Source organism: Synechococcus sp. 1G10, assembly GCF_002252625.1.
Lineage (GTDB): Bacteria > Cyanobacteriota > Cyanobacteriia > PCC-6307 > Cyanobiaceae > Regnicoccus_A.
In genome coordinates this window covers 40068-54945 of sequence record NZ_NQKW01000008.1, presented here as the reverse complement: position 1 = coordinate 54945, position 14878 = coordinate 40068, and the positions used below count along the sequence as shown (strand labels likewise).

General features: G+C 60.5%; 15 protein-coding genes. 8 read left to right on the top strand and 7 right to left on the bottom strand.

All coding sequences use genetic code 11. From position 1 onward, the window contains the following. Nucleotides 1-32: 32 nt before the first annotated feature. Nucleotides 33-884, top strand: a complete 852-nt coding sequence (locus tag CJZ82_RS17800; protein WP_143593589.1) for a DUF6731 family protein — start codon at nt 33-35, stop codon at nt 882-884. Nucleotides 885-1716: 832 nt separating this feature from the next. Here CJZ82_RS17800 and CJZ82_RS08925 read toward each other — a convergent pair. Together CJZ82_RS08925 and CJZ82_RS08920 are read right to left on the bottom strand one after the other, a co-directional pair. Continuing rightward, a complete protein-coding gene (locus tag CJZ82_RS08925) occupies nt 1717-2058 on the bottom strand; it encodes a zincin-like metallopeptidase domain-containing protein (RefSeq protein ID WP_233130164.1) in 342 nt (113 codons plus the stop codon). A gap of 369 nt (nt 2059-2427) precedes the next feature. Continuing rightward, nucleotides 2428-2949 (bottom strand): hypothetical protein, encoded by a 522-nt coding sequence (locus CJZ82_RS08920; protein ID WP_143593588.1) that lies wholly within the window; start codon nt 2947-2949, stop codon nt 2428-2430. Between the two features lie 540 nt (nt 2950-3489). Between CJZ82_RS08920 and CJZ82_RS19590 the strand changes: the two genes are divergently transcribed. After that, nucleotides 3490-3705, top strand: coding sequence for a helix-turn-helix domain-containing protein (locus CJZ82_RS19590; RefSeq protein WP_369820041.1), 216 nt, complete (start codon nt 3490-3492; stop codon nt 3703-3705). Between the two features lie 37 nt (nt 3706-3742). Further along, complete coding sequence (locus tag CJZ82_RS08910) at nt 3743-6736, top strand: DUF3854 domain-containing protein (protein WP_094555429.1); 2994 nt, start codon at nt 3743-3745, stop codon at nt 6734-6736. 231 nt (nt 6737-6967) lie between these two features. On the opposite strand, the gene CJZ82_RS08905 is transcribed toward CJZ82_RS08910, so the two are convergent. Next, nucleotides 6968-8692, bottom strand: a complete 1725-nt coding sequence (locus CJZ82_RS08905) for a recombinase family protein (protein WP_094555428.1) — start codon at nt 8690-8692, stop codon at nt 6968-6970. A 39-nt stretch (nt 8693-8731) separates the two neighbouring features. Here CJZ82_RS08905 and CJZ82_RS08900 point away from each other — a divergent pair, with 39 nt between their 5' ends. The 3 genes from CJZ82_RS08900 to CJZ82_RS08890 all read left to right on the top strand — a co-directional run bounded on the left by CJZ82_RS08900 (nt 8732) and on the right by CJZ82_RS08890 (nt 10781). Continuing rightward, nucleotides 8732-9409, top strand: a complete 678-nt coding sequence (locus tag CJZ82_RS08900) for a Rad52/Rad22 family DNA repair protein (protein WP_094555427.1) — start codon at nt 8732-8734, stop codon at nt 9407-9409. 117 nt (nt 9410-9526) lie between these two features. Then, on the top strand, nt 9527-9787 hold the full coding sequence (locus CJZ82_RS19350; protein WP_255380862.1) for a DUF433 domain-containing protein: 261 nt from the start codon (nt 9527-9529) through the stop codon (nt 9785-9787). Continuing rightward, a complete protein-coding gene (locus CJZ82_RS08890; RefSeq protein WP_255380860.1) occupies nt 9717-10781 on the top strand; it encodes a WD40 repeat domain-containing protein in 1065 nt (354 codons plus the stop codon). The genes CJZ82_RS19350 and CJZ82_RS08890 overlap by 71 nt, the downstream gene beginning before the upstream one ends. Nucleotides 10782-11180: 399 nt before the next feature. Here CJZ82_RS08890 and CJZ82_RS08885 read toward each other — a convergent pair whose 3' ends face one another. Beyond that, entirely contained in the window at nt 11181-11375 is a 195-nt protein-coding gene (locus CJZ82_RS08885) for a hypothetical protein (protein WP_094555424.1), read from the bottom strand. A gap of 109 nt (nt 11376-11484) precedes the next feature. On the opposite strand from CJZ82_RS08885, the gene CJZ82_RS08880 reads away from it, so the two are divergent. Together CJZ82_RS08880 and CJZ82_RS08875 are read left to right on the top strand one after the other, a co-directional pair. After that, the gene (locus CJZ82_RS08880) at nt 11485-11712 is read left to right on the top strand and encodes a DUF433 domain-containing protein (protein ID WP_094555423.1); all 228 of its coding nucleotides are present in this window, start codon (nt 11485-11487) and stop codon (nt 11710-11712) included. After that, nucleotides 11712-12089 carry a DUF5615 family PIN-like protein gene (locus CJZ82_RS08875; protein ID WP_094555422.1) on the top strand — a complete coding sequence of 126 codons (378 nt, stop codon included), beginning with the start codon at nt 11712-11714 and terminating at the stop codon, nt 12087-12089. Before CJZ82_RS08880 ends, CJZ82_RS08875 begins: the two co-directional genes overlap by 1 nt. A gap of 1 nt (nt 12090) precedes the next feature. Here the strand turns inward: CJZ82_RS08875 and CJZ82_RS08870 are convergent, their stop codons facing one another. From CJZ82_RS08870 to CJZ82_RS17790, 3 genes are all read right to left on the bottom strand, one after another. Further along, the gene (locus tag CJZ82_RS08870; protein WP_094555421.1) at nt 12091-13545 is read right to left on the bottom strand and encodes a DUF6880 family protein; all 1455 of its coding nucleotides are present in this window, start codon (nt 13543-13545) and stop codon (nt 12091-12093) included. A 525-nt stretch (nt 13546-14070) separates the two neighbouring features. Continuing rightward, nucleotides 14071-14382 (bottom strand): hypothetical protein, encoded by a 312-nt coding sequence (locus tag CJZ82_RS17795; protein WP_143593587.1) that lies wholly within the window; start codon nt 14380-14382, stop codon nt 14071-14073. A gap of 247 nt (nt 14383-14629) precedes the next feature. Next, a complete protein-coding gene (locus CJZ82_RS17790; protein WP_143593586.1) occupies nt 14630-14824 on the bottom strand; it encodes a hypothetical protein in 195 nt (64 codons plus the stop codon). Between the last annotated feature and the right edge of the window lie 54 nt (nt 14825-14878).

The following is a 14878-nucleotide window of genomic DNA, read 5'->3' as shown; positions in this document are numbered from 1 at the left end:
TGGAAGTTCAACCAACTAGTCGTATGGGCATCATGAAAGTCTACGCTTACAAGGTTTCTCTACGAAACGACTGGACTCATCCTATAAATCAGGCATTTAGGGTGGCAAGCGAAAAGCCATTGGAGACGAGACTCATTCAACTATCTTCGTCAAGGATTAGACTTGAGGATGCCATCTTCTCCGGGGGGCAAGTATTCGCAAACTTTGCTCTCTTTCGATCAGGTTCCGGCCCGGCAATAGTGTCAGAATCGACTCACTTGTCTGAGGTAGATATACGAGATGATCAGTTCTTTGGCGAAGACACGGCTTGCCTCTACGACCCTTTATCCGGCTACATTCTTGTCCAGTACAATCACCACGGCCCCAAGGCGTCTGCAATTCAAGAGTATCTTTCCTTTGCTAATGACGGACTAGTTCACTCTTATTTGTTTACACCTAAATTGTCCCCAAGCAGCGAGCAGCAGATACAAAGCCTGGCCGTAGTCAGCAGGGTTGAGGTGTCATTTGCTATCCCTAATTTGACAAGTCATCCTGGCGCGAGCGGTCTTTCTTTTGGGAGTGCTGTGGATATTGCAAGCGCCAATGGAGCAGAAACCCTTTCATTGGTTATTGGCAACAGGCGCGGACTGACACTCTCTGCAGCTAAGGACTTGGCACTTAGCTTGTATAGAGCATTTTCTTGCGGCGAGGGAATTAAGAGACTTGCACTTAAGGCCCAAGTAGATGACGATTCTCCGCGAGAAACTATCGACTTGATTGCTGAGCGCCTCTGCGGCGAGGAGGATGTGCCCCTAGGGGTAGGCAGGAGATATTCTGTGCAAGATAGATGGAGTACAATGGCAAGACTTCTCCGGTCCTGGAGAGATACAGGGTTCCTAACATAGCCAACGCAATGATTCTTTCCACTTTTTTTGAGAAGTTTATTCCTTGGCTTGTGGCCGTTCCCCTTGCTGTCTTTGCCTACATGCATCCCTTCCTTATCTCTGAGACTCGGGTTGGCGATTTTGTAAACAGCTCCCTAACTGTTTCAGCTCTTCTCATGGGCTTTCTCGCTACTAGCAAAAGCATCCTTATATCTTACAGAGGTTCACGAATATTTATCCAGCTAAAGCATACTGGACACATCGACTTAATGGTAAGGTACATTATGTGTGCGATATTTGCGTCTCTGTTCTGGTTGTTAGTGGGTTTTGCCATGTATTTTGACAGGACGCGATTAATCCTGTCTGCGTGGTGCTTCTTTGCATCCTTCTCGCTCGCCTCATTCATCCGTGTCATTTGGCTTCAGGGCAAGCTAATTAAGCTCTAGGCAGGTGGGCCTCTAGCGTGCATGAAAATTCAATCGCTTCCAGGGACCACGTCTTGCGTAGTGCGATCTCCTTCCTTGCTGATCAGCCCTCGATCATTGGACTGGATCACGCAAAACTTCATCCGCATCCCGGCGAGATCAGCCGCCAAAGTCTCCCCCAGCCTATGGGGTCTGGCGCTGATCAGCTCAGCACAGTCAAGTCCCCGCTCGACGGGTCCTATATCTGCAATCCGTGTGCTGAGGCGTCTGGACAGCTGAAGAAGCGCGCGCAGGAGTCCTCAGTGTGCACAGCCGCGCAAGGGCGTTGCACGTTCACCGAATCGCGCCTGTCTGTTATCATCAGCGGGCTGTCGATTCACAGCCACCAGCCAGCCACTGAGGCCATTTCAGCCTTCGTGTGCCTGGCTCTAGGGCTCCCCCTGTGCCTGCGCCTCCGGACAGATCAGATCCGCCGCCTGCCGCGCCTCGCTGAGCACCTGGAACAGCACCTTGGGCGTTTCCTTGAGCAGCTCGACCCAGTGCCCGAGATAGGTGGCATGGCTCTCGATCTCGCTGCCGATCTCCAGCCGATCCCCCAACAGCACCGCCCCCAGCTCAGCGACCAGCTCCTCACGGGCATAGCGCGCCTTCCCAAAGACACCGCCGAGATCCCGCTTCAGGCGCCATTCATGGCCGGTGGAGTGGACGGCTTCATGGGCCCAGGTGGCGCAGAACGCTGCTGGTGAGTGGAAGCTGGCGCGATCGGGCAGTTGTGACTGTGAGGCCTGGATCTCGTGGCGATTCGGGGGAGGGAGCAGGGCGGTGAGCCACCAACACCACCGCCTCTCACACTGAAGGATCAGGAGGCGATCCTCAACCTCTCCGAGTTGTTACCGTCTTGGTAACGAGGTAGTTCTATACACCATGTAACTTCACCTCTACCCAGCTTGGCTTAGAGCATGAACTCCGGGTCAACTGCAATTCTCGACACTACGATGTCAAGTGCAAAAATGTTGAACAGTGAGTATCTGGCAGTCCACAATCTCCGTTCCACTTGGTCAGTTAGTTGAGAGAACTGACTTCAGAGTCCACAGGACAAACCGACTTCAGTCGGCCACTAACTGGCTCAAGATCTCCGTTCAGGATGTGTGCTGATCAGTCTTAAGGCTGGCGGCTGCAATCTTTTCCTCGATGATGTCGATCTGCTCTAGACAGCGAGAGCTATGATAGGGCGTGTCGCTGACCGGGAGCATTTTCTTGTAGAAACTTAGTTCATCTTCAAGAACGTGCAAGGGAAGCGAACTAGTTCTTGGCTTTGTGGTTAGAGCCCTGGATCCGTCTTTCAAGGTTACCTCTTCCCATTCGATTCCAGCATTCCTGATTGCATCGGCATTGATCATGATTCGGGAGTTCTTGGTTTTGATTACCAGCTTGTCAATCCATTCTGGTTGGTCATAGGCGTCGATGTTGATCGTCATAGGTTTCCCAGCTCGGGCACGTGCAAACATCCAGCCCTCCTCCTTAAAAGGGCGCCCCCTCTTCGATTCACGTGGATGGTTCATGATCGCGATCCGCTCGTTCATGGAGGTCCTGGCGGGCTCGCTGGCCTGTTGGTCCCACAGCAATCTGTACCGCGCAATTCCTTCGTCCTCACCAGGCATGGGGATGTTCCGCACGGTCCACCGCGCCGCCCCGTAGATCCAGCGTTCCGATCGACCAAGGGTCCAGGGGTGGCCAGCAGACGCCAGATCCGAGATGCAGAGGCATCCCATGTCAGTCAGCTCAGCTTCTGAACACCAGTTCGTCGGACTCATGGAGATGCCGGAGCCGGGCGTTCCAGCGACCCCCAGCAGCCCCCTAGCGGAATCAATCTCCAAGTGAGTCATAAAACCGACTAGAAGCGACATCCTCAGGCTACCCACGCCTTCTCCATGGGCCACGGACGCCTTTGACAGCGGACCATGGCACGAGCATCAGCGGCTCGAGTTGGCCCGTAACCCTGCAGTTCATCGCAGCGCAGACAGCTATCGCCTTGTTCTGCCGAGGGTTCACAACAAGGTGGATTGCCTGGTGCTGCGCCCAATAAATGGAAGGCTCGACTGAATATTCGTCCATTTAATCGATCTATGTCCTCGTCATTTTCGACTTAGTGTTGTCCCGTGGGATTCATCCTGCTCATTCGATTCCTGACTGCCTTCACGATGTCGTTCTCTCTCACTACTGCGGAAGCCGCTGATCTGCTGCGTGTTTCAGATGTCACTCTTCGCCGTCTTCGGAAAAGTGGAGTCCTCAAAGCCGGAGTGCATTTCCGTGTCCAGGGTCTTGGCACAGTTCGGCCGCCACTTCTCTGGGATAAAGACGCTGTTGATGCCGAACTTGTAAAGCGAACTCGCAGGGCAATGGATATACCTTGCTGAGTTTCTAAGAGTGCATCAATTCGTCTAGGAGTGCACAATGCCTATTCCCGACCCCTTACTCAATAGTTCTCCTATTGCTGGGTCGGGCGTCAGCGCGAAGCTGTGGCCTCAGCATCTCGCCAAGCTCCGCCAGTCCGCCCTCAGCGACCAGCAGATCGCTGCCACCGGCTACTGGACCGACGGGGCGGGCCATCTCCAAATTCCCTACCTGTCCCCCGACGGAAAGCCTCAGACCTGCCGCAACGGGCGTCCTTTCTTGCGGTTCCGCCTCACCGACGCGGAGATTGCCGCCAACCCCGAGGGGGGCAAGTACAGATCCCCCAAGGGCAACGGCTGCCGCATCTTTCATTCCCGCCTCGCGATCGACGTCGGCGGTTACGAGGATCGGCTGGCGAACATCCATGTTCCGCTGCGAATCACCGAAGGAGAGTTCAAGACTGATTCCGCCACCGTCCACGACACCAAGCGGCTCACTATCGGGATCGGGGGCGTTAATTCCTGGCAGGACCGCTACGACGGCGGCGTGGAATCCCGGCCGATCGTTGAGCTTCAGGAAATCCCCCTAAAGGGCCGCGAGGTACGGCTCTGTTTCGACAGCGACGTTCACAAGCCACAAGTCCGTTCCGCCCTGGAAAAGCTCGCAACCTGGCTTCGAGACCAAGGGGCCCACGTCCTCATCGAGCGCTTGCCCAACGCCATGGCCCTGGACCCCGAGGGGGATCCAGTGCGGTTGGGGCTCGATGATCTGATCTATCGCCACGGTGCAGCGTTCTTCCTGGCGATTGCCGCTGCAGCGGAGCCCGCCTGGGTCATCAAAGGCAAGGGCGACAAGGCCGAGGAGGTGTTCCACCTGCCGTCCGAACCCATGGGGCCAGAGGCCACCTTCCGCCGCGCGCTCTGGCTCTATGGGCTGATCGGCTGCGAATGGCGCGTTGACCCCGAGAGCCGCGATGGCTGGTGGATGTGGACCGGCACCCATTGGCGCCGCGTCAACGGCAACGACCACCTACAAGAGCAGATCGAGGTGTTCTTCGCTCGGCAGGGCTGGAGGGAGGCCCTCACTATCGGCTCCGTCTGCTCCCTGCTGGCCGCCTTCCGCCGCCAGTTGGGAATCCTGAAGCCAGCCGCCATGGATGGCCTGGTTCCATGCCAGAACGGCGTCCTGCGCCTGTCTGATGGCGCACTGCTGCCCCACGACCCCGGCTGCCGAAACACATGGGCGCTCGGCATCCCGTGGCAGCCGCTGGCGGATCCCACGCGGATTGAATCCTTTCTGGCGGAGGCGCTGAACGATCCAGCCGACGTGGTTGTGATCCGCGCCGCGATTCGCCGCATGGTCGCCGGGCCCAGATGGAAGGGGTTCGTCGAGCTGACAGGCCCGCCTGATTCCGCCAAGTCGGTGATCGGCAACCTGTTCACCGCCCTCACCGGAGAAGGCGGTACGGCCTCGATCGAGCTGGCCACCCTTGAAGACCGCACCCAACGCTTCGAGACTCTCAAGCTGCGCGGCAAGCGGCTGGCGATCATCTCAGAAGCGCAGGACTATCACGGAAAACTGGAGCGGATCAAGGCGCTCACCGGCGGCGACCTGATCCGCGCCGAGCGGAAAGGATCCAACGAACACGTCGATTTCTATTTCAACGGGCTTGTCCTGGCGATCGGTAACGCCTCGATCCGGTCAACCGACGCCAGTGCTGCCGTGCTCAACCGGCGCCGTTCCGTCCTTACCCCTCGGGCCGTCCCGCCAGGGCGGCAGCGACCCATGCTGGACCGCACTGAGGATGGCGGCTGGACCGGTGAGCTGGCGCCACATCTCCCCAGCCTCCTGCGATGGGCTCTGGCAATGCCAGAGGCAGAGGCAGCCGCAGCCCTGGGCCGCTCGGCCCCCAGTCCCAGCCGGATCGAGGCCGAGCTGTCGATTCTCCTGGATTCAGACAACCTCGCCGCCTGGGCTGATGAGGCGCTGATCTTCGATCCAGCCGTCTTCACCAGAACAGGAGCCAGCGACGACTCCAGGCTTGAGTTCCTCTTCCCCAACTACCGACTCGCGCTGAAAGGGGACGAGGCCCAGCCCTTGAGCGCAAAGAACTTCAAGACCAGATTGGTCGGGCTGCTGCGCGACGCGCTGGACCTGCCGCTGCCCTCTGGTCTGACCAGCAGCGGGGCCTACAGGGTCCGGGGACTGGGTTCCGTGGTCCCCTGCGTCCGGTTCCGCACCGCGTTCGACGGCGACGCCCCTGGCGTGATCCGGTACGCCATGCAGCTGCGAATGTGTCCCAAGGAACCTGAATCGCCGGAGACTCCAGTAGGGAACGGATCGGCGGAATCGGGAACGGCAGCGGAACGGCAAGAACCCAGTGGGGACACGGATGGAATGGATGGAACGGAGAAATCTCACTCCGCGCGTAAGGGAGAAGCAGTAGAAGAAAACCCTCTTATAGGGGGGAGTGGGCCGCTATCCGTTCCATCCGTTCCACCCGCTCCTGGACAGGGATTTGGCCGTTCCGCTGCCGTTCCCACCCGTTCCCGATCCGTTCCCGGTCGGTCTGCGGAGGCCGCCGCCGAGGCTGATGGAGCTGATCGAGCCGAAACTGCCGAGTCCGTCAGTCGCCGGCCGGCGACGAACCGCCAGTGGGTTGAGGCCGCCCTCAAGTCGTTGAACCTTTCGCCGGACCCTGAAGCCGCTGGCCCGGTCTGGGGCTGGATCGCCGAGCACGGCGGCGAGGTTGGCCGCACCACGGTGCGCGAGACGTTGGACAGGTTGCAGGAGGAGGTTCAGATGGACCTTCTCACCGCTCATGGTCCACCACCACCACCTCACGCCACCGACGACGCCCCACCCGACCGACCGCTGGCCATCGGTGATCCGGTGTTGGTGCTGATCGGTGAACCGCCTGCATGGGCCAACGGCTACCGCATCGCACTGCTTGAGGGGGATCACCATCGCGTCGTACGCACCAACGACCCGGCTGACTGGCGAATCCTGCCGAGGAAGAAGGTTCGCCCTGTCTCCACCACCAGCCAGCAGTAGCCTACTTTGCCCGTTCCCGCTCTTGCCCAGTGGCGAGACGAGAGATAGATCACATGCAGTGGCAGCAGCACTGCTGGCCGATCCGCCGGCGGTTTTAGACCACGCTCGAGCGGGTGAGTGATCTGAGCTTTGACTGCTGGTTAATGACAACAAGTATTTTCGATCAATTAAGACTGCCTCTGCACTCTCAATTCTCTTGTAATCGCCTTGCTGGATGGAGGTGATTCCCAATCAAGCCCCTGCATCAATAACCATAACTTTTGTTCCGTCGGGCTGTATCTCAACCACGCCGAAGCGCTCCCACATGTCGGCCATGGCCTGAGGTCTGGTCCGGACGTGCACGATGGCCTCGCCGTCGCTGGTGCCCTGGTGCAGCTCTACCGCGTCTGCGCCATCAAGGTGCCGCACAACCATGAGGGGGGGCTGCCCCTGTTGCTGGGGCTGATGGAGCTGTACCGCCAGGCCGAGGGCCAATAGCCAGTCATTGAACTGCCGCCGGGTTGCTGGGTCGTGCCGAACAGCGGCCATGAACGCCTGCATCCTGGAGGCGATCTCCTGGGCCATGGCCTGGCCATCGGGGCGGGCCTTGAGCTGCTGAAGCTGGAGCCGGGCCGCATGGAGCCGGTCGGAGGTGGCCGCCGCTGCCGCCTGGGCATCCTGCACCGTCTTGCCCAGCAGTGTTGCGGTGGAGTGATCGAGCTTGCCGGAAGTGAGCAGCTTGGCCAGGTTGGCCTCAGAGTTCGCGGCTGCCTGCTGCTGCTGGGCTAGATGCTGCTCGAGGGCGAGTACCTTTTGCTCTTCTTGCTGGCGCTGCTGAGAGTCGGCTGGTCTGTGGAAAAACTCAGCCCAACGCCAGTGCATGAACAGCTCCAGTAGCTGGCTTTCGTCGTAGCGATGGTTCCTGATCTGGCAGTTGCCCGTCCCCTTGCCTTTACACACCAGATAGCGATGCATCCTGCCGGATGGCTTGGTCTGGGTCATCAGGCTGTAGAGCTGGCCGCAAGGGCAGCGCAACAGCCCTTGGAAGAGGTTGTGGCGCTTATCGGTTTTGGTCGGCTGCCGTGAGTGGTAGCTATCCCGCCCGCGCATGAGATGCTGACAGCGCTCGAACTCCTGCTGACTAATCGCTGGAGGGAAGAATCCGGCTTGCACCTTGGTTGGCACCCGCTTGCGGCGCCCGTCTGGCAGTTCTTGCAGCTCGCACCATTGGCGCTCACCAATCAGGCGCCGATCCCGCAGCACCTGGCCAATACCTCCTGGTGACCAGAGCCCGCCGCGTGAATTGCGGTGCCCCTCGGCGTTGAGGGTCTGGGCCGACTTGACCTGCCCCAGTCCTGCCAGGCAGAGATCCACGATCCGCCGGTAGGTTAGCCACCGGCTGTTGAAGGAGAAGGTCTGGATCTGTTCGTCGAAGTCGAGCCACTGGGGGCGGCAGTGGGGCAGCACATGCTCACCCGCAAGGCTGCGCTCGATTCTGCGATCTGAAGCCGCCTTGACCCGTTGGCTGAGCTTGCGGCTGTAGTCGTGCGCCGCGTCACGCCTCACCAGTAGCTGGAGTCGAACACCGATGTCGGAGTCGTATTTAGCACGATCAACAACAACGTCATCGCGCACGATGCCGAGGGCCAGGCCGAGATCCCACAGCTCGTGCAGTAGCTGCTCTGAGTGACTTGCGGCCTCCCTTGAGAAGCGGTCGAGATCCTCAACCACCAGCACGGAGCCAGGAATGATCTCACCCTGCTCAGCAGCGTTGATAAATGCCCCCAGAGCCCCCTGGCTGCGGTGGCCACCCCGGTAGGCGGAGAGACCCCGATCGATAAGGGGATCTGGGTTGGGGGTGAGCCCGTGCCGGTGGCAGAAGGGCAGGAAGCCACTGGCCTGGCGATCAATGCCGGTTCGGCCATCGGCTGCCTGCTCTGGTGATGAGACGCGCAGATAACTGAAGGCGATGGGCATGGCCCTTGGGGATCTGAATCGACCGTATCTCAGTAACGCATGATTCTTTGGCTGGTGATCGCAGAAGCCAACCGGATCTTCGGGTTCGACGGCTGGCAGCGCGAGACGGTTGCGCTGCGGTGCGTCTCCCAGGCGGAACGGCGCATCGGCCGTGAGCCGAGCAAGCCATCCGATCCACCGCAACGCGACGGCTGGGGCGTCACCTACACCGCCCGGGTGCGGGTGGTCGTCGGCGGAATCGTGCGGGAAGGCAGCGGCGCCGGTCACGGCATCGACGTCGACCTGGGCCAGGCCCATGAATCCGCTCTCAAGGAAGCGGAAACCGATGCCATGAAACGGGCGTTGATGACCTTCGGGAACCCGTTCGGGCTTGCGCTCTACGACAAGCAGCAACGGGAAGTGACCCGCTCGGTAGGGCAGAGCACTGATCAGAGTCCTGCCAGCAATGGCACGCGGTCGATCCACCGCAGACCCTCGCCTACCGCCCCAATCGCTAGCGACGACCCAGGACTTATGCCCCTAGACACGGCCACCACCCGCCAGATCCTCGCCACCCTGCGCGGTTTACCCAGGCCTGTGCTGGATGGCTTCACCAAGGCCTTCCGCAAGCGGTTCCAGGTGCCGGAGGACGCCACATCCATCGCCGATCGGATTTGCCAGAGGCGGCATCACGACTGGATCGAGACGTATTTGGTTCAGCAGCAGACTGTCGCCTGAGATCCAGTCATCCGGCAGCTCATCCGACTTGAGCTGCTTACCATTCAAGAGACCGGCCGCCCTGAGAGCCATGACCACGCAAACAGATCTGGGCTGGGCTGGGCAGGCTGCAGCGCTGTGGAAAGGGATCCTCAGCACTTGAGCGGCGCATGGGTATTCCGAGGCACCCGGATTCCAGTGGCGGCTCTGTTTGAAAACCTAAGCTTGCAAATAAGTCACTCGCTCAGGTATGAGGACTGGGCAACAGCGCTACGCAATGAATCAAGCTATTCATCAACCTACGACCTCGCAGGAATTCTTAGTGTCGATGCATCAGCCAACCCGATTCACTGCCAGATTGCTGATTGTGGCAGCGTTTACACTTATCGGAGCAAGTAGCTCAGCAACTGAGCATCCTTTGCGCCTCCTAGCCCTGCCATCTCCCATCCTTGCCCAGAGTACGGAGGGAGTGGATTCCGAACAACCACAGGGCCATACCAGTGGGGTGACCTCCGTGGTCTGGAGCCCTGACAGCCGCCGCATCATTTCGGGATCAGATGACCGTACTCTGCGCTTCTGGGATGCCACCACTGGAAGGCCCATCGGCCAGCCTCTTCAGGGCCACAGTGGTTCCATCCGTGCTGTGGCCATCAGCCCTGACGGCCAGAGAATTGTCTCCGGATCCTTTGACAAAACAGTGCATCTCTGGGATGCAACCACCGGGAAGCCCATCGGCTCACCCTTGGAGGGTCACAAAGACTGGGTGTATGCCGTGGCGTTCAGTCCTGATGGCCGTTGGGTCGTCTCTGGCTCAGGCGATTTCAACTTACGCATCTGGGATGCGACAACGGGAAAGCCCATAGGGTCACCGCTTGAGGGACATTCAGCTGGGGTGTCCTCTGTGGCCTGGAGCCCTGACGGTCTGCGTATTGCATCTGGTTCCTACGATGCAACTGTTCGCTTATGGGATGCACGCACCGGGAAGCCCATCGGCCCACCATTTGGAGGCCATACCAATACGGTGACTTCAGTTGCCTGGAGCCCAGATGGACGTCGGATCTTTTCCGGCTCCTACGACACCACGGTTCTCTCCTGGGATGCAGTCACCGGGAAGTCCGCCAGCCCTTTGTTCCATGGACATACCGGTGGTGTTCTCTCCCTTTCCTTGAGCGCTGACGGGAAGCGCATGGTCACTGGCTCCGAAGACAAGACCGTGCGCCTCTGGGACGTCTCCACCGGAAGGTCGTTGGGCGAACCCTTGAAAGAGCATGAATTTAATGTCAACGCCGTGAGCTTCAGCCCCGATGGTCGTCGCATCGTCTCAGGGTCAGAGGACAACAAGATCTGCATCTGGGATGGTGCCACAGGCCAGCTTGTCTTTGTGTGCCACTGAGGCCACACCGCCCAGCTGTGCTGTGCCTCAAGCCGGGCGATGAGTTCAAGATCAAACTGGGCAAGAAACAGATCCGGCTGGTTCCGCTTTGGGGGCAGCGACGAGGAGGGATGGGGCACTGCCGCCTCAATCGTTCTCAGCCGGGGTAGTGGAAGAAAGCGACTCCTTGGCTGAATTCGTCGAACTGTTCCCAGGGGTGAGCCTCGAGCAGTCACGGCTGGTCCTGGAGCACGCCGCTCGGAGCAGGAGGGCTACGAGCTTCTGATTACCACCGATACGAACCTGCGATATCAGCAGAACCTGAGCGGGCGCAGCATCGCGACCCTGGTGCTGACAACAACCAGCTGGCCGCGGATTCGAAAGAGGCGGCTACGAGGAACTGTTCATTCCCTGAACACCTCAACGCTGCAGCAGCCAGCGCAGCAGCGACAGGCCGATGATCAGCCCGACGCCGGTGTTCCACAGCAATGAGGACCGCTGGGATAGGCGTTGGAGCCAGCGCGGCATTCGATCGGCCCAGCGCTCCAGCGCCAGCACCGCCAGCAGCAGAAGGACCACGGGGAGTCCGATGGCCAGCACAAGCTCACGCAACATTCCATCGCTCGCCTTTACAGGCACCGTATCCAGCTAGATCCAGAGCGGCAGCCGGTTGGCGGCCCTGACCTGAGGCTGCGAATCCGCCGCTAGTTCCTACGATTGGCCTATGCCTTTTTCCCGCATCAGCCACGATCCTGCAGTGATGGGGGGCAAGCCCTGCATCCGCGGGCTGCGAATCACGGTGGGCACGATCGTGGGGCTGATGGCCACTGGCAGCAGCCGCGAGCGAATCCTGCAGGCCTACCAGCAGCTTGAGCCTGCGGACATCGATGAGGCCCTGGCTTACGCCGCCTGGCGCATGGAAGAGAGGGAAGAGGCGCTGGTCCTGAGCTGATGGCCAGGCTGCTGGTCGACATGAACCTGTCGATCGAGTGGATCCCGCTGCTGACTGCCGCCGGCCATGAAGCTGTGCACTGGTCAGAAGTGGGCGATCCACGGGCGCCAGATACCGACCTGATGCAGTGGGCCACTGCCTATGGCTATGCGGTGTTCACCCATGACCTGGATTTCGGAACGATGCTGGCGTTGAGCGGTGCCAGGGGGCCAAGCGTCCTGCAGGTGCGTGGGCTGAACGTGCTGCCGGAAGCCATTGGTTCGCTGGTCCTCAGCCTGCTCAGCACCTATGCATCCGAGATCGAGCAAGGAGCCTTGCTGGTGGCCGATGAACGGCGCCAGCGGGTGAGAATCCTGCCGCTGGCCCGAGCATGCTGAATCAGGTCTGCCCCAGCTCCTGCATCCGCTTCCAGAAGGCACTCTTGCGGGCATGGCCTGAGCGGATGCCGGCCAGGTAGGTCTCATGGCTGGGGATGTCGCCCCAGGCCTCGATGCGTTTGCTGAGCAGAGCGCAGGTCTGCAGGTGGCGGGCCGCATGGCCGTAGCGGCTGGAGCGGGCCTCAGCGAGGGTGAATTCCACCATGCAGCGCAGAGCCAGCGTGGCCGCCAGGGGGTAGTCCTTGCTCAGCATTTCGGCAGACACACCCATCACCCCGTACTGGGCGCCTTCCAGTTCGCTGCGCCGATTCACCACCAGCTCAGCGGTCTGCATCAGGGCCGAGGGCCAGCTGAGCAGGAAACAGAGGCTCTGGGTGAGGCTCGGAAAAGCCAGTGCATGGGCGATCGCCCGCTGCTCGGCCTCCACGTCCTCAAAGGCTGGCAGCTGATCGAGGTAGGCACGCAGCAGGGTGCCGTCGAGGCAGCGCTCAAAGCAGTTCCAGCGAGCCGCCTGGGCCTCTTCAATGCGACCCAGGGCCTGCAGTGCTGCGATATGGGTGTGCTCCCACGTCATCTCCGGCCAGCGCGAGCGATCGGGGATGGCCCTGATGAGGAAGCCCAGGGCCTCCTCGGCGCGACCTGCGGCCAGCAGGCGCCCTGCGATGTCGGCGGCGATGCGGGGAAATCGTTGCTGCTCCGGGGTGTACTGGTCGATGAAGCCATCCACATCGCCGCTGACTTCCGCCACGGCCCGCAGGCCGAGTTTCACGGTCCACTGGCGTGAGCTCTCGGCCAGCTCATGGGCAAAAGTGGGCCCGCCGGAGCCGTAGGACACCTGCTGCCACTCCTCCTTGGAAGGAACCGGCACCGGCTGCTCACCCAGCTGCTCAAAGCGCTGCTTGAGCGCCGCAAGACCCACCGGGCCGAGAGTCTCGGCCAGCTGCTGGATCACGTCGTCGTACACCCCATAGCCGTTGTGGCAGAAGGCCTCGAACACCTGCTCCGCCAGAGCCAGGGGCTCAGGCTTGGCGGCCGTGGCGATCGGGCCCAGCTGGCGGATGGCCTCACGGAAGATGTCACCGATCATTCCGCTGCTGTCATCGCAGCGGCCGAGCACGTTGTCCCCCAGCTCCAGGAACTGCCACAGCAGCGCCAGTGCGGCAGCGGGATCGCCCTGAGCGATCGGTCCGGTGATGGCGTTGAGCTGTGCCGTGAGGTCCTTGCGGATCAGCTGGCGCTGCTCGTGCTCCAGGAAACGTCTGGAGCGGCCGATCGTGGCCAGCCGCTGCCGCACTTGGGCGGCAGCGTCCTGGGGACTGGAGGTGGTGGCAACCGCCAGCTTGAGCTGCCGCTTGATCGCCGGGTCACTGGCGGCCAGCTCCAGCAGCAACTCGGTGAGGCGCTCTGGCCCAAGGGCCTGCAAGGCCTTGGCATCAAGGGCAGAGGTGCGAGGCATCAGGGGAGTGCCGCTGGGATGGTCTGGGCCTGCAGCGCAGACTCTGCCCTGGATCGTCGCAGTGGAGCCGCCAAATCCAGCGGTGATGCATTCCACGGGGCCATTGCACAGAGTCACCAGCAGAGACCAGCGTCTCAGTGCTGATGACAGAGAAGAACCGGATTGAGGTATTTCTGATGCAGCACTTAGTCGTCGCCTGAGGACCAGCACCCAATCGGTCAGCCGCTGGCCTTGTGCCTGGCACCGGGTGTTGATCCCATCGAGTCCTGCCGCTCTCTTGGCGCCACGGTGGAGCCAAGATCTCAGAGCGAGAGCTCTGGCGAGGGCGGCAGCAGCGGGGACGCTGAGAACCGCACAACCGAAGGCAGCGGCAGGGAGAACTGATCGGGTGATGCCCTTCTACCTGTTCCAAACATTGCTCCACAAGCAGGAGGGCTGGGTGGATGCCCATGTGCTGTTCCAGCTGCTCGTCTGAACCCAGCAGCCCGGTCAGCTTTGCTGTGGTCAGCTCAACAAAGCACCTGTTCAGGTCATTCCGTCCACGCGGAAGTAGCCAAGGATCATCTCGGGGTTACGGATGGCAATCTGGACATGAGTTCGGTCCTTGAATCCGGCCCCGGGATAAACGAGCCCCCCTTCTTCAAAAACTCCGTAGACAGTGTCGTAGGCATCCATGCCTTCATCCATGCGGATCTCATGCACCATTTGAATCACAGCGCAGTCCAATTGCCGCATCATGAAAATCCCCTTCTGCAGCACTGAATTTTTGGGAAGCGCCGTGCCTGCTGCTTCCGAAATACCTTTGGTGGCCTCGTAGGCGAGGGCGAGTTCATTCATCACCCCGTAATCGGTCAGATTCAGGCAATGCCCGGGGTACGCAAAGGAGCCAACCACTGACGGATTGTTTCTGCGTTCCTTGGCCCAATCCTTGGCCCTCTCAGGACTGTCGACCCAAAAGTAGATGCCAGGTCCAAGCCAGTCATAGTCGTTCTCGCTGGGCTGGAGGGTTGACTCCCCCCTCAGGACGGATTCAGCGACTTCCTTATCGCAGCCGTGATACAGAACCAGAGGACCCAGGCTGTTGTTAGGCCGTCTGGGCATCCTGGCTGCGGTAGGGGCGGGTGAGCTGGCCGTCAGCGTCGATTAGGCCAGCGTTCATCAGGAATTGGCGCGCGAGGCTGGGATCACGCAGCTTTTCCAGCAGCGTATCGATCTGCTCGCGGGTCAACTGCCCTGAGCTTTGGCTTGTCGAGCTCTTGATGGTGGTTGACGGTGCCATGCGGGTGGGGGATGCGATGGCGGTGCTTGACGGTAACTGCTTGGCGGGGGGCGG

What these genes read in the sequence shown, in the direction of transcription:
- CJZ82_RS08890 (WP_255380860.1), top strand. Translation starts at nt 9,717, where the DNA reads ATGCATCAGCCAACCCGATTCACTGCCAGATTGCTGATTGTGGCAGCG.
- CJZ82_RS08920 (WP_143593588.1), bottom strand. Translation starts at nt 2,949, where the DNA reads ATGCCTGGTGAGGACGAAGGAATTGCGCGGTACAGATTGCTGTGGGAC.
- CJZ82_RS08875 (WP_094555422.1), top strand. Translation starts at nt 11,712, where the DNA reads ATGGCCAGGCTGCTGGTCGACATGAACCTGTCGATCGAGTGGATCCCG.
- CJZ82_RS08885 (WP_094555424.1), bottom strand. Translation starts at nt 11,375, where the DNA reads ATGTTGCGTGAGCTTGTGCTGGCCATCGGACTCCCCGTGGTCCTTCTG.
- CJZ82_RS08910 (WP_094555429.1), top strand. Translation starts at nt 3,743, where the DNA reads ATGCCTATTCCCGACCCCTTACTCAATAGTTCTCCTATTGCTGGGTCG.
- CJZ82_RS08880 (WP_094555423.1), top strand. Translation starts at nt 11,485, where the DNA reads ATGCCTTTTTCCCGCATCAGCCACGATCCTGCAGTGATGGGGGGCAAG.
- CJZ82_RS08900 (WP_094555427.1), top strand. Translation starts at nt 8,732, where the DNA reads ATGATTCTTTGGCTGGTGATCGCAGAAGCCAACCGGATCTTCGGGTTC.
- CJZ82_RS17795 (WP_143593587.1), bottom strand. Translation starts at nt 14,382, where the DNA reads ATGAATGAACTCGCCCTCGCCTACGAGGCCACCAAAGGTATTTCGGAA.
- CJZ82_RS17790 (WP_143593586.1), bottom strand. Translation starts at nt 14,824, where the DNA reads ATGGCACCGTCAACCACCATCAAGAGCTCGACAAGCCAAAGCTCAGGG.
- CJZ82_RS08870 (WP_094555421.1), bottom strand. Translation starts at nt 13,545, where the DNA reads ATGCCTCGCACCTCTGCCCTTGATGCCAAGGCCTTGCAGGCCCTTGGG.
- CJZ82_RS17800 (WP_143593589.1), top strand. Translation starts at nt 33, where the DNA reads ATGAAAGTCTACGCTTACAAGGTTTCTCTACGAAACGACTGGACTCAT.
- CJZ82_RS08905 (WP_094555428.1), bottom strand. Translation starts at nt 8,692, where the DNA reads ATGCCCATCGCCTTCAGTTATCTGCGCGTCTCATCACCAGAGCAGGCA.
- CJZ82_RS19590 (WP_369820041.1), top strand. Translation starts at nt 3,490, where the DNA reads ATGTCGTTCTCTCTCACTACTGCGGAAGCCGCTGATCTGCTGCGTGTT.